Raw genomic sequence first — 762 nt, forward strand, 5'->3', positions numbered from 1 at the left:
GGCCCGCTGAACCCCCAGCTCCCCTTCAGCCAGAACGACTGATAGGCGTGGAGGAACCACGTCGTCACGAACACCACCACCGTCGCCGCCGCCAGCGCCAACGGCTGCGGCCGCCGCTTCAAGCGGAAGACCACCGGGTTGAACACCACGCGGACCATGAAATCTTTCCAGTAGATGTTCACGCGTCGCCAGTAGTCGGTGAACCCGGTCGCCAGCAAGTAGTGATGATGCGTCTCCGGGAGCTGGAACCCGAAGAGGTGGAGCATCCCGCAGGCCATGTGGAACTGGCCCGAGACGCGGAGGTAAAGCAGATAATTACACGCGATGTAGCCGACGAGGCTGGCCACGTCGTGGACCTCCTCGGCGGCGATCAGGAACTCGTGGTAGACGATGCGGTAGAGCAGGAGCTGCACGGTCCCCCGGAACATCATCCGCAGGCCCGCGCGTTGGGTCTCATGGATGTCCTTCGCGAAATACCCACGCTGGAGCGTGCGGTAGTCGACGACGGGGAAGTGCAAGAAGCAGAAGTTCGGCAGCAGGAAGAAGTAGCCGAGGGCGTCGACGAGCGACTCGGGCCCCTTGGCGTGCTTGAGTTCATACAAGAACAGGATCATGCGGAACATGAAGAGCGTGGCGAGGACGGGGAGCACGCTCTCGGGGATCACGCTGCTCGTGCCGGTCTCGGGTCGGATCAGGGCGAGGGCCAATGCGAACGCGCCGATGATGCCGGCGCGTGCGGTCCAGGCGATGGGGAGGAAGCAC

At 63.6% G+C, this 762-nt stretch carries 1 pseudogene; it reads right to left on the minus strand.

The features are described 5' to 3' along the window. Window positions 1-762, minus strand: a pseudogene (locus ACYOEI_RS41070) (hypothetical protein); the annotation flags it as partial.

This window comes from Singulisphaera rosea, from assembly GCF_054877945.1.